The following is a 12,545-nucleotide window of genomic DNA, read 5'->3' on the forward strand; positions in this document are numbered from 1 at the left end:
GCTTTCGGCTCACTTTGCTATTTTTACCGGTACCTTCCACGTCAGGAATCGCCGGAACTCCGGCACCCGCGCGCCGGCAGCACATAGTGTTTACAGGAATCCACCCACCATGACCCAGCCTTCCCTCAAGCAGTTGGAACAGCACGATGCCTTTATCCGCCGCCACATCGGCCCGGATGCCGCGCAGACCCAGGCCATGCTCGACACCCTGGGTGTCGCCAGCCTGGAAGAACTGATTGAAAAGACCGTTCCCGCCTCTATCCGCAAGTCCGACGACCTGGACCTGGCGGACGCCGTGGACGAGCAGGAAGCGCTGGCGGAGCTGAAAGACCTGGCGCGCCGCAACAAGATCTTCCGCACCTTTATCGGTATGGGTTACCACGACACCATCACCCCCAACGTGATCCTGCGCAACGTGCTGGAAAATCCGGGTTGGTACACCGCCTACACCCCCTACCAGCCGGAAATCGCCCAGGGCCGCCTTGAGGGTCTGTTGAACTTCCAACAGATGATCATGGACCTCACCGGCATGGAACTGGCCAACGCCTCCATGCTGGACGAAGGCACCGCCGCGGCGGAAGCGATGGCCATGTGCAAGCGCCAGGTCAAACGCAACAAATCCAATACCTTCTTCGTCGATGAAGACTGTCACCCGCAGACCATTGCGGTGGTGAAGACCCGCGCCGGCCATTTCGGCTTTGACGTGGTTGTGGGCAACCCCGACACCGACCTGACAGACGACATCTTCGGCGCCCTGTTCCAGTACCCGGGCTCCACCGGCAAGGTGCGCGACCTCACCGACCTGATCGCCAAGGTTCACGCCGCCGACGCACTGGTGACCGTGGCCGCGGACCTGATGAGCCTGGTGGCCCTGAAAGCCCCGGGCGAGATGGGCGCAGACGTGGTGGTCGGCTGCAACCAGCGCTTCGGTATTCCCATGGGCTACGGCGGCCCGCACGCCGGTTTCTTCGCCTTCCGCGAAGCCTACAAGCGCTCCGCCCCCGGCCGCATCATCGGCGTGTCCGTGGACAGCAAAGGCAAGCGCGCCCTGCGTATGGCCATGCAGACCCGCGAGCAGCACATCCGCCGCGAAAAGGCCAACTCCAATATCTGTACCTCCCAGGTGCTGCTGGCGGTAATGAGCGCGTTCTACGCGATTTACCACGGCCCGCAGGGTCTGAAGACCATCGCCGCGCGCATCCAGCGCCTGACCGACATTCTCGCTGCCGGCCTGCAGCAGTCCGGCTTCGAACTCACCCACGACAGCTGGTTCGATACCCTGACTGTGAACGTGGGCGACAAGCAGTCCGCCATTTATGACCGCGCCATCGCCGCAGAGATCAACCTGCGCAAAGTGGGCAGCGATGTCCTGGGTGTGAGCCTGAACGAAACCACCAAGCTCAAGGATGTCTCCGAGTTGCTCGCCGTGTTCATTGGCGGCGACCACAACCTGGACCTGGGCAAACTCGACAGCGAACTGGCCGCCAAGGGCGTCGCCGGTGTGCCGTCTGCCCTGCAGCGCAGCAGCGACTTCCTGACCCACCCGGTGTTCAACACGCATCACTCCGAAACCGAGATGCTGCGCTACCTGAAAACCCTGGAATCCAAGGACATCGCGCTGAACCACAGCATGATCCCGCTCGGCTCCTGCACCATGAAGCTGAACGCCACCGCGGAAATGATCCCGGTGACTTGGCCGGAATTCGGCAAGCTGCACCCGTTCGTCCCCGCCAACCAGGCCGAGGGCTACCGCGAGATGTTCACCCAGCTGGAAGCCATGCTGGCGGAATGTACCGGTTACGACGCCGTGAGCCTGCAACCGAACGCCGGCTCCCAGGGCGAGTACGCCGGTCTCGTGGCGATCAAGAAATACCTGGAGTCCAAGGGTGAAGGCCAGCGCGACATCTGCCTGATCCCGGCCTCTGCCCACGGCACCAACCCGGCCTCCGCGATGATGGTCAACTTCAAGGTGGTGGTGGTTGCCTGCGACAACAAAGGCAACGTCGACATCGCCGACCTGAAGGCGAAGATCGAAGAGCACGGCGACCGCATCGCCGCCCTGATGGTCACCTACCCGTCTACCCACGGCGTGTTCGAGGAAGGCATTCGCGAGATCTGCGATCTGATCCATGCCGCCGGCGGCCAGGTCTACATTGATGGCGCCAACATGAACGCACTGATCGGCGTTGCGGCGCCGGGCAAGTTCGGCGGCGATGTATCCCACCTGAACCTGCACAAAACCTTCTGTATCCCCCACGGTGGCGGCGGCCCCGGCATGGGCCCGATCGCGGTGGGCGAACACCTGAAGCCCTTCCTGGCCGGCCACCCGGTGACCGAAGTTCCGGGCAACGATCCGAAGAACGGCACCATCTCCGCCGCGCCCTGGGGCTCCGCGAGCATCCTCCCGATCAGCTGGATGTACGTGCGCATGATGGGCAAGACCGGCATGAAGCTGGCGACCCAGACCGCGATCCTGAACGCCAACTATGTGGCGAAGAAACTGAGCGAGCACTACCCGCTGCTGTACAAGGGCAGCAACGGTTTCGTCGCCCACGAGTGTCTGATCGACCTGCGCCCGCTGAAGGAAGTAAGCGGCATCACCGAGGAAGATATTGCCAAGCGCCTGATGGACTTCGGTTTCCACGCGCCCACCATGTCCTTCCCGGTGGCCGGCACCCTGATGATCGAGCCCACCGAGTCCGAGGCCCAGGAAGAGCTGGACCGCTTTGTACAGGCCATGGCCATCATCCGCCAGGAAGCCGACGACGTGGCGAGCGGCAAGTACACCGCGGAAGACAACCCGCTGCACAATGCCCCGCACACCCAGGACGACATCATGGCGGACGAGTGGAATCACGCCTACAGCCGCGAAGTGGCCGCCCGCCCGGCCGCCTGGCTGAAGCACCACAAGGTGTGGCCGGCATCCAACCGTATCGACAACGTGTACGGTGACCGCAACCTGATCTGCTCCTGCCCGCCGGTGGATAGCTACATGGACTGACGTTTCGTCGCTAGAAACAAAAAAGCCGGAGTACCCCTCCGGCTTTTTTGTTGGTGCGCATCCGGTCCAGCCCCTCAGGAAGGCTCGACCACCTCGCCACCGGCAGCACGCCAGGCACCCATGGACCCCAGGAACACGTCGACATTGTGGAATCCCGCGCGCAGCAGCACCGACGCGGCGATGGTCGCACGGGCACCGCTGGCACACATCACCGTGTAGTTGCGGTCTTTCGCCAGTCTGTCGAGCTGCTCCGGCAGCTTGCCGACATAGATGGTTTCCGCCCCTTTGATAATGCCCTCGCTTATTTCCCCCCGATCGCGCACGTCCAGCAGAACCCAGTTTTCTCTCTTATTGCCGATCCGTGTTTTCACCTCCTGCGCATCGATCACCGGTACAGAACGGAAGGGCCTGCCCGCCGCGGCCCAGCCGGGCATCGCCGTGTTCAGGTAGCCCAACAGGTGGTCATAACCAATGCGCGTGAGATTGCGCGCCGCCGCCTCGGCCTGGGTGGCGCTGTCGGCAATCAGTATTAGCTCCTCGTGCTCATCCAGATACCAGCCCGCAAACGCCGCAATCATGCCCACCGGCAGCGCCAGGCTACCCGGGACATGGGCGCCGAGAAATGCAGAAATCCCGCGTACGTCCAGCAGCACCGCGCGGCCCGCCACGCCATCGAACGACGGCATGTCCAGCACCCGCGGCGTCAGCAGCGGCGAAGCCGGTGCCGCCCCCACCAGATTGATGCGCTCCATAACGCGGAAATATGGGGGTTGGTTGTGGTGCTCCTCCAGCTTCGCCTGTACGAAGGCTTCGCGCCGGTCGAACTGCAGCATGGGATTATTGTGGCGCTCGTAACCGATGGTGGAAAAATCCCGGTCGGCCATCTTGTTGCCACACACGGACCCCGCACCGTGCGCCGGGTAGAGGTTGGTCTGATCACCGAGCGCGACGATCTTTTGCAGGCTGTCGTACAGCTTGCCGGCAACCTCCCTGGCGCGCTCCGGATAGAAATCCGTGCGCCCCACGTCGCCCACAAACAGCGCATCGCCGGTGAACACCCCCACCGCCCCTTCGCCGTAACTGCCGTCGTAGATCGCAAACGACAGGCTGTCGTCGGTGTGCCCCGGGGTTTCCAGTACCTTCAGGCACAGATTTCCAATGGCGAACTGGTCGCCTTCGCAAACAGTATCCGCATACACCACAGTCCCTGCGGCATTGGGGCCATGGTGGACCGATGCACCGGTCATGATCGCCAGGATCGGCGCGCCGGAGACCAGATCTTCGTTGCGGTGGGTTTCAAAGATGTGCGTGATACGGCAGCCGCGCTCTCGCGCCATCTGTGCATAGACCTCACAGTCGCGACGTGGATCAATCACCGCCGCTTCACTGCCATCACCAATCAGGTAGGAGAGCTGGGCCAGCCCCTCTGTCTTGATGCGCTCGACGAACATTAATCTGCTCTCCCAGTCTGCCGGTTCTATAAACCATAGCAGTAGACAGAGTGACTCCATGTTCGTTGTCTACAAGCAGCCGCAGAAATGCGTCGCCGCAAAAGAAAACGCCAGTCAGTTGTCTTAACCGACTGGCATTAAGGAAATTCCAGAGCCTATTTGTAGCGCTCAGATCGCGAGCTGTTCGCGCTGCTTACGGCGATGGCTACTGATCGCCAGTGTCAGCAACAGCAGGCTGGACATTACCATGAAGATACTGAGCCCCAGGTATTCGCCCTGCATCACGCCCATGAACCCAACATTCCGCACCGCATCCGTGTGCTGATATTTTGCCGCGGCCATACCGGTGTAGTGCATGCCGCAAACCGCCACGCCCATAAGTAGAGAACTGCCGAACATCTGCCACTTGCCTCGCATATGGAAAGCCATCCACAGCGCCGCGCAAGAGGCGACTACACCTATCACCACGGAAATAATCAGGATGTTGAGGTTGTAGCTGACTTCCATCGGCATGATCATTGCCGCCATGCCCATATAATGCATACCGGCCACGCCGCACCCCATAAATACTCCGGCGGGCAACAATTTTTCAAAAGTGAACATACCAATGCCGGCAATTGCCAGGCCAAACGAACACGCCGCCATGGCGATCATCGCCGACAGAATCGTAAGGAAGGTGTCGTAAGCCACCGGCATCCCCATGTCGAAGGCGAGCATGGCAATAAAATGCATGGACCAGATGGCGCCACCGCCCATCGCGATTCCGGCCTTGAGAATGGCATTTCTTTTTTCGTCTCCGTCGCGGGCGAGAGGAATGGCCACCGCCATCTGTAAGGCGGTAAATGACCCCAGAACCGATACCACAAAAGACAGAACCACCAGCACAGGATTGTATTCAGCAATCATAAACGTTCCTCGTTATTTATATTTATCCTTTGGTTTTCTGTGCGGACTCAAGACGACCCGCGTCAGGAACCTAATCCACTACCTCGAACACACACTCCTTTTGCCCTTCACTGCGGCATTCAATTTCCCGCACAACCACGCGGCCGCTGCCGCCAGAGTCCTGCAACAGCCCCTGCAGAAAGCCGCAAAAAAACTCACCATTCCGACACCGGCTACCCGGCATGCAAAACGGATTGTTTTTTACATGAATGGCGTAGTCATGGGCCTCTGTCGGCAACAGGGTTTTCATCGCCGGCAGCGCGATATGGCGCATTGCGCTTTTGAGATCCAACTGTCCGCCCAAAGCGTAATCTCGCTTGTACACCCAAGCGCCGACGCGAATTCCTATAAACTTGAGACTCACACCCCACTGATCCTCGGCAATCTGATCCCGCAGATCCAGCAACTGAGGAAAAATCCTGGGATAGCTTCTCGCCAGCGAGGGAAGAGCCGCTTCTATGATGTCGATCGCGGGAACAGCGACGGTATTTCTCTTACCATTTCCAGTGGAAGTGATTTTCGGAGATGGCGGCGTGGAACCCGCCTTGCGATAAGCCTGCGTGTTTCCGGGTGTGGTATGTGATAGTGCGCCTGTCGGTCGCGCAGCCGGGGTATGTGCAGAAGTGGTTGGTAAATGATTGGCCTCGAATCCGGTCACCAGGGGGTGGGAGCTGAGCTGATCTTCCAGTTCCAACAGCGACCCTGCTCGCCTTTCAAATTCAGCCACAGCTCAATGCCGTTGGGAGTGGGAACCATGCGCTGACGCAGCAGGGTAAATCCACAGCCGATCACGACGGTACCCATTGCCCTCAGCAGTCCATCCTTCCGGTCTGAGTAAACCGTAACTTCCACTTCCATACTGGTTCCCTATTCTTAATTCTTTTTCGCCAGACAAAGCAATTGATCCGATGCCGATGTCCACCGTTTGAAAACGGAAAAATCGGCACCTGCAAGCTAGTTTGAATCCAGCCCCTTTGGTTTGAGTAAACTAGTTGGGCAAATTATTTGGGAATATTGCGGAACCGCTCTCGGAATCCTTTTTGGCGTTATTTCCGCTCCCCTCAGTTTTTAGCTCTGAACTGGTCATTCGTCAAATTAGTCGATTTTCACGCCGGTCGTTAGACCCAAAGCGCCATAGCGTAGATATGAACAAATAACCTCACATGACTTTCAAGCATCAAAAAAAACGTCATTTTTGTGCAAATAACAACCATATAGTTCGCAAAACAAGCAACTTTGACGATCAGAGAAAAACACGTCATTAGCAAAATTTATTTTGAACTTTCACTTTTAAAGATTGAATCATCCGCAAAATCTCTTAAATTTCGTTACTAAAAACTCAAGCAGAGTGAAATGAAAAAATACGCCAATGGCCTTGATAGGCAAAACCTATGGTGGGGAAAAGTAAAGAAGCGACAATCCAAAAGGGCGTCACGAAAAGATCAGCATTGAGATGCCAGAAAATGACTAAAAAGAAGCCGGTGGCAACAGCGAAGAATTACACAAGCGTGTGAATAAATAATCGCAGTACAACACCGGCTTTTTTTGGGGAGGGGAATGAAGGTCGGAGCAGTGGGAGAAAACCGACCGTTTGAACGACTACATCTGAATCGCTTGCAGATCAGAAACCAGGATCAGTTCACCCTTTGTTCCGCGCCATCTCTGCACTCCCCGCGGATTTCCCCACCGTGCTGGGAAACCACGCGATCAATTACAAAATACCCGTCTCGGCAAAAACGGGTCTCCTTCAGTTTCAAATCCAGCGCGTAATTGATATCCATACGCTGCCCCCGCGACGCTCTGCGCATACCATCGGTGCGCGTCATGCCGCCACGCATGTTCGGATTTTCGGTATAGGGGCCGCGGAGTTCCGGCACCGCCATTTCCAGCGCATACGTAAAGCGCTTGGAACCATTGGCGGAAATTTCAGTATGGAAGGATTCCTTCAGACCTGGGTTAGGCGCGGTGGGTTCACTGGCGCAAGCCGTTAAAACACAGGCGACTGAAAACAGGATAAAATTTCTACCGAACATAATTTCCCCAACCAGCAAATTGATTCCATTGTCGCCATCCCGCCCCGGATCAAATCCGGAGTGACGTGTGAGCCGGGATCCAGCTGCCGTGTTCTGGATTCCCGTACCGGATCAAGCCCGGCATGACGTTCCTGCGCGGGAATGACGGTGAAGTTATTTGAATACCACAGTGCGGTTGCCGTGAATGAACACGCGCTCTTCCAGCACCAGCTGCAGCGCCCGGCTCAGCACCTGCTTTTCCACATCGCGCCCGGCCGCAGCCATGCTTTCCGCGGAATAGCCGTGATCGACGTGGATCACATCCTGCTCAATGATTGGACCTTCGTCGAGATCATCGGTAACAAAATGCGCAGTGGCACCGATGATTTTTACCCCGCGCTCAAACGCCTGCTGATAGGGCTTGGCCCCGATAAACGCCGGCAGGAAAGAGTGATGGATATTGATGATGCGCCTGCTGTAGCGGGCCACGAATTCCGGGGTCAGCACGCGCATGTATTTGGCGAGGACCAGATAATCCGGCTGGTAGGCGTCTACCTGCTGCATCACCTGCTCTTCGTGCTGCGCGCGGGTAAGTCCTTCCGCCGGTAACCAGTGGAAGGGAATATCGAACTTTTCCACCAGGGATTGCAGGTTTCGGTGGTTGCCGATAACCGCGGCAATCTCCACATCCAGCGCACCGGAGTAGCACTTCATCAGGATGTCGCCGAGACAGTGAGCTTCTTTGGTCACCATCAACACGAGCCGCTTGCGGCCGCTCGCCACCAGCCTGCGCTCGGCGCCCTCCGGCAGCGTCATATCCAGGTCTTCCAGCAGGGTGGCATCGTTGAAGATGCCTTCCAGCGCGGTGCGCATGAAGAAGCGCCCCTGCTCCCGATCTACGAACTCGTCGTTCTTGATAATGTTGAGCTGGTGTTTGTAACAGATGTTGGTGATCCGGGCGATCAGCCCTTTGGCATCCGGGCAATCTGTTAGCAGTATCTTCTTTTCCATGGGTAAAAATCAGACTTAATGTTCAGAGGGCTGACTATACACTATGTGCGTGATTCTACCCGTCACGCAGACCGATAATTGACCAATTCAGGGGCTTTATGGACAAGCAACTCTTCAGTGAACACATGGCCACCCTGCGCAAGCGCTACGATGAGATCCTCGACCAGTGCGGCTTCGAGACCCTCAACGTCTTCAGCGGTGCACCCTCGGTACAGTTTCTGGACGACAACTACTACCCTTTCCGGGTAAATCCCCAGTTCAAGGCCCTGGTTCCGGTGACCGACAACCCCAATTGTTGGGTGATCTATCGCCGCGGGCAGAAGCCCAAGCTGCTGTTCTACCGTCCGGTGGATTTCTGGCACTATGTGCCGCCTGCGCCCCAGACGTTCTGGAGTGACGAATATGACATCGAGCTATTGGCAAAGCCGGATGAAGCTAAGGTGTTCCTTACCGGTGCAAACGCCGCGTTCATCGGCGAGACCACCAAGCTCGAAGGCTGGGAGATCGGCGAACGCAATCCCCAGCACCTGATCGACCGCCTGCACTGGGCGCGCGCCTACAAGACCCCCTACGAAATGGAATGCCTGCGGGAAGCCAACCGCATCGCGGTGCGCGCGCACAAAGCCGCGGAAGACGCCTTCCGCGCGGGTGCCAGTGAGTTCGAGATCAACCTCGCGTATATGAAGGCCGCCGGCCAGGGCGAGGGGCGTATGCCCTACGGCAATATCGTCGCGCTGAACGAACACGGTGCAATCCTACACTACACCCATCTCGGCACCCAGCCGCTCCCCGAAAGTGAGCGCCGCAGTTTCCTCATCGACGCCGGTGCCGACTGCAATGGCTACGCCGCCGACATCACCCGCAGTTACGCTTACCGCGATGGAGAATTCGCAGACCTGGTAAGCGCAATGCACGAAAAGGAACAGGAGCTGGTCGCGGGCCTGAACCCGGGTGCGTCTTACGTGGACCTGCACCGGGCCTGCCACCACAAGGTCGGCCAACTGCTGCAGCAGTTCGGTGTGATCAAAACCTCCCCGGAAAGCGCCGTGGAATCCGGCCTCACCGGCACTTTCATGCCCCACGGCCTCGGCCACTTTCTCGGCCTGCAGGTGCATGACGTGGGTGGCCACCAGACCGCGCCGGAAGGCGGCAAAACACCGCCCCCCAGCGAATACCCCTTCCTGCGCACCACGCGCACCATTGAGGAGAATCAGGTCTTCACCATTGAGCCTGGTCTCTACTTTATCGACAGCCTGCTGGCGGATCTGAAAGAGTCCCGGCTCGCGGATGAGGTGAACTGGGACAAGGTGGAAAAACTGCGTCCGTTCGGCGGCGTGCGGATCGAGGATAACGTGATTGTGCACGCGGACCGCGTGGAGAATATGACGCGGGATTGTTATTGAACCAATACCGCGGAGCGGTTCGTTGGAGATCCACACTTGTAGGAGCCTGCTTGCAGGCGAACGGTCCGGAGCGCTGAGTCGTTCGCCTGCAAGGCAGGCTCCTACAGGGTCGTGCGGGTACCGCACGGTAAATACTTCTCCCATTTGTAGGAGCCTGCCTGCAGGCGAATTGGCCGGAGCGGTGAATCGTTCGCCTGCAAGGCAGGCTCCTACAGGGTCGTGCGGGTACCGCACAGTAAATACTTCTCCCTTTTGTAGGAGCCTGCCTGCAGGCGAATTGGCCGGAGCGCTGAGTCGTTCGCCTGCAAGGCAGGCTCCTACAGGTCGTGCGGGTACCGCACGATAAATACTTCTCCCATTTGTAGGAGCCTGCCTGCAGGCGAATTGGCCGGGGCGCTGAATCGTTCGCCTGCAAGCAGGCTCCTACAAGATCAGGCGATCTCCGCGCGCACGGTGCGGGTAGCCTCCACCATATTCAGCAGTGCCGAACCCACCTCCGCCCAATTGCGGGTTTTGAGTCCGCAGTCCGGGTTCACCCAGAGCTTCTCCACCGGAATCACTTCCAGCAACTGGTATAAACGGTTCACCAATTCCGCACGCTCCGGCACATTGGGCGAGTGGATGTCGTAAATACCCGGGCCGATTTCATTCGGGTAGCCGCCGCCTTCACCGGCAAATGCCTGCAGTAGGCGAAGGTCGGAACGGGCCGATTCGATGGTGATAACATCCGCGTCCAGCGCCACAATCGCATCCATAATTGCGTTGAAATTGGAATAGCACATGTGGGTGTGAATCTGCGTTTCCGGTTGAACCCTGCTGCAGGTGTAGCGGAAACACCCCACGGCCCAGTCGAAATAGTCCTTGTGCCCCGACTCGCGCAGTGGCACACCTTCGCGCAGTGCGGGTTCGTCGATCTGGATAATGCCGATCCCCGCCGCCTCCAGATCCTGCACTTCCTGACGCAGCGCCTTGGCGATCTGCAGGCAACTCACTGCACGGGGGACATCCTCGCGCGGGAAGGACCAGTTGAGAATGGTCACAGGACCGGTCAGCATGCCTTTTACCGGTTTTTTGCTGAGACTCTGCGCGTACTCGCTCCAGCGCACGGTCATTGCGCTCGGCCGTGAAATATCGCCGGCAATAATCGGCGGCTTTACGCAGCGGGAACCGTAACTCTGTACCCACCCGTTGCCGGTGTGGATAAAGCCATCCAGTTGTTCGCCGAAATACTCCACCATGTCGTTGCGCTCGGCCTCCCCGTGCACCAGAACATCGAGCCCGAGAATTTCCTGACGGCGGATAACTTCGGCAATTTCCGCGCGTAAATGTGCGTCGTAATCGCTTTGGCTGATCTCCTGATTACGAAACTGCCGGCGCACCTCACGCAATGCGTCGGTCTGCGGAAAGGAACCAATGGTCGTCGTCGGCAGCAGCGGCAGTTGCCAGCGGGCGCTCTGCACCGCGGCGCGCTCGGGGTAAGTCTGCGCGCGCCAGGTACTGGCCAGCTCCTCGCGCACGTCGGCTTCGCTGCGGCTCTCCGTTTTGGCGATTGCCGCTAGTGCCGGTGCGCCGGGTTTCAGTGCCCGCTGAAGTAATTGCAGCTCGTCGAGTTTCTGACGGCTGTAGGCAAGCTTCTGCTTGTCTGCGTTCGCAAGCGCGGCTTCCGTTTCCAGGTCAACCGGCGTATGCAGCAGTGAACAGCTGGCGGAAAGCCAAAGGCGCTCACCGAGATGCTTCGCCACCGGCAGCAGTTCCGCCTGCCAGTGCGCAAGATCTGTTCGCCACACGTTGCGACCGTTGATCACCCCCACCGACAGCACCTGGTCCTTTCTGAGCACGGCTGCCGCCGGCATAATTTCTTCCGGGGCGCGCACCGCGTCGATATGAACCCCGTCTACCGGCAATGCGAACGCGGTCTCTAGATTTTCCCGCAGCGGTGAGAAATAGGTGGTGAGCAGCAGTTTGCTGCCGCTGGCTTCGGCGAGGATTTCATAGGTCGGCGCGAACGCTTCGCGCCAGTTTTCTTGTAAATCCAGCCCGAGGATCGGCTCGTCGATCTGCACCCACTGCGCCGCGGCGTTGGCCAATTGCTTCAGCAATTCCACGTAGCACGGCAGTAGGCGCGGCAGCAGGTCCAGCGCATTCTCCACACCGCGGCCGAGCCACAGGTAGGTCAAAGGACCAATAATGACCGGCTTTACGCTGTGGCCCAGGCTCTGGGCTTCCTTCACTTCCGCCAGCAGCCATTCCGCATCGAGCTCGAATTGCTGGTCGGCGGTGAACTCCGGCACCAGATAGTGGTAATTGGTATCGAACCATTTGGTCATCGCACTGGCGGCTACCGGCTCACCGGAGGGCGCGCGGCCGCGGGCGAGACGGAAATACTGGTCCAATTGGTTGTCCGCGGCGCCGGCCGTGAAACGCTCAGGAACCACGCCAAACATCAGCGAGTGATTGAGCACCTGGTCGTACCAGGCAAAATCGCCGACGGTAGTGAAAGCCAGCCCGGCGGCCTGCTGCGCCTGCCAGTTTTGCGCGCGCACCTGAGCGCCCACCGCCAGCAATGCCCGCTGGTCGATTTCACCTTTCCAATAGGCTTCCTGAGCGCGCTTTAGTTCGCGTCGGGCACCGATGCGCGGATAGCCGAGGATGTGTGTTTGAGCCATGTTCAGTCCTTCCAGTGACTTGGTGATTGCCGCGATAACGTCATCCCGGCCCCGGA

At 58.7% G+C, this 12,545-nt stretch carries 9 protein-coding genes; 2 read left to right on the plus strand and 7 right to left on the minus strand.

Going from position 1 to position 12,545, the window contains the following annotated elements:
* Window positions 1–109 precede the first annotated feature (109 nt).
* Window positions 110–3,001: an aminomethyl-transferring glycine dehydrogenase gene (gcvP, locus tag GNX18_RS08800; RefSeq protein WP_166217111.1), complete on the plus strand. Its 2,892-nt coding sequence runs from the start codon at window positions 110–112 to the stop codon at window positions 2,999–3,001.
* Window positions 3,002–3,075: 74 nt separating this feature from the next.
* Here gcvP and GNX18_RS08805 read toward each other — a convergent pair whose 3' ends face one another.
* From GNX18_RS08805 to purU, 6 genes are all read right to left on the minus strand, one after another.
* Window positions 3,076–4,452, minus strand: coding sequence for a rhodanese-like domain-containing protein (locus GNX18_RS08805; RefSeq protein ID WP_166217113.1), 1,377 nt, complete (start codon window positions 4,450–4,452; stop codon window positions 3,076–3,078).
* A 168-nt stretch (window positions 4,453–4,620) separates the two neighbouring features.
* Window positions 4,621–5,358, minus strand: coding sequence for an MHYT domain-containing protein (locus tag GNX18_RS08810; protein WP_166217115.1), 738 nt, complete (start codon window positions 5,356–5,358; stop codon window positions 4,621–4,623).
* A 70-nt stretch (window positions 5,359–5,428) separates the two neighbouring features.
* Window positions 5,429–5,803, minus strand: a complete 375-nt coding sequence (locus GNX18_RS08815) for a hypothetical protein (RefSeq protein WP_166217117.1) — start codon at window positions 5,801–5,803, stop codon at window positions 5,429–5,431.
* Window positions 5,804–6,051: 248 nt separating this feature from the next.
* Window positions 6,052–6,255, minus strand: a complete 204-nt coding sequence (locus GNX18_RS08820) for a hypothetical protein (RefSeq protein WP_166217119.1) — start codon at window positions 6,253–6,255, stop codon at window positions 6,052–6,054.
* A 776-nt stretch (window positions 6,256–7,031) separates the two neighbouring features.
* Window positions 7,032–7,430 (minus strand): hypothetical protein, encoded by a 399-nt coding sequence (locus tag GNX18_RS08825; RefSeq protein WP_166217121.1) that lies wholly within the window; start codon window positions 7,428–7,430, stop codon window positions 7,032–7,034.
* A gap of 153 nt (window positions 7,431–7,583) precedes the next feature.
* Entirely contained in the window at window positions 7,584–8,420 is an 837-nt protein-coding gene (gene purU / locus GNX18_RS08830; RefSeq protein WP_166217123.1) for a formyltetrahydrofolate deformylase, read from the minus strand.
* A gap of 98 nt (window positions 8,421–8,518) precedes the next feature.
* Here purU and pepQ point away from each other — a divergent pair, with 98 nt between their 5' ends.
* Complete coding sequence (pepQ, locus tag GNX18_RS08835) at window positions 8,519–9,823, plus strand: Xaa-Pro dipeptidase (protein WP_166217125.1); 1,305 nt, start codon at window positions 8,519–8,521, stop codon at window positions 9,821–9,823.
* 431 nt (window positions 9,824–10,254) lie between these two features.
* On the opposite strand, the gene metE is transcribed toward pepQ, so the two are convergent.
* Window positions 10,255–12,489, minus strand: coding sequence for a 5-methyltetrahydropteroyltriglutamate--homocysteine S-methyltransferase (metE, locus tag GNX18_RS08840; protein WP_166217127.1), 2,235 nt, complete (start codon window positions 12,487–12,489; stop codon window positions 10,255–10,257).
* Between the last annotated feature and the right edge of the window lie 56 nt (window positions 12,490–12,545).

Source organism: Microbulbifer sp. SH-1 (assembly GCF_011326135.1).
In the GTDB taxonomy this organism is placed as follows: Bacteria; Pseudomonadota; Gammaproteobacteria; order Pseudomonadales; family Cellvibrionaceae; genus Microbulbifer; species Microbulbifer harenosus.

Bases quoted from the DNA above. Each gene is read 5' to 3' on its own strand.
- purU (WP_166217123.1), bottom strand. From the start codon at position 8,420: ATGGAAAAGAAGATACTGCTAACAGATTGCCCGGATGCCAAAGGGCTG.
- metE (WP_166217127.1), bottom strand. From the start codon at position 12,489: ATGGCTCAAACACACATCCTCGGCTATCCGCGCATCGGTGCCCGACGC.
- GNX18_RS08820 (WP_166217119.1), bottom strand. From the start codon at position 6,255: ATGGAAGTGGAAGTTACGGTTTACTCAGACCGGAAGGATGGACTGCTG.
- GNX18_RS08810 (WP_166217115.1), bottom strand. From the start codon at position 5,358: ATGATTGCTGAATACAATCCTGTGCTGGTGGTTCTGTCTTTTGTGGTA.
- GNX18_RS08805 (WP_166217113.1), bottom strand. From the start codon at position 4,452: ATGTTCGTCGAGCGCATCAAGACAGAGGGGCTGGCCCAGCTCTCCTAC.
- GNX18_RS08825 (WP_166217121.1), bottom strand. From the start codon at position 7,430: ATGTTCGGTAGAAATTTTATCCTGTTTTCAGTCGCCTGTGTTTTAACG.
- pepQ (WP_166217125.1), top strand. From the start codon at position 8,519: ATGGACAAGCAACTCTTCAGTGAACACATGGCCACCCTGCGCAAGCGC.
- gcvP (WP_166217111.1), top strand. From the start codon at position 110: ATGACCCAGCCTTCCCTCAAGCAGTTGGAACAGCACGATGCCTTTATC.